Annotated in this window: 1 pseudogene; it reads right to left on the reverse strand. The window is 33.5% G+C overall.

The annotated features are described in order from the left end of the window. Positions 1 to 230, reverse strand: a pseudogene (locus QD172_RS17315) (DNA repair protein RadA); the annotation flags it as partial.

Below are 230 nucleotides of genomic sequence, written 5' to 3' on the forward strand. Positions count from 1 at the left end.
GTTACTAATGCTAAATCGATGCAGGTTTCTGTCTCATCAATTCTTAAACCACCCACAATATTAAAAAACGTATCGTGAAATATTTTAGTTTTAGTATGCTTACGTAATATACCGGTCAGCATTTTTATACGATTCATATTTAAACCAACACAAACACGCTGCGGAAATTCAGCTTCTGTTTCGGTAGTTAAACATTGAATCTCAAGCAATAAATTACGATTCCCTTTACG

The organism is Cobetia sp. 10Alg 146 (genome assembly GCF_029846385.1).
In the GTDB taxonomy this organism is placed as follows: domain Bacteria; phylum Pseudomonadota; class Gammaproteobacteria; order Pseudomonadales; family Halomonadaceae; genus Cobetia; species Cobetia marina.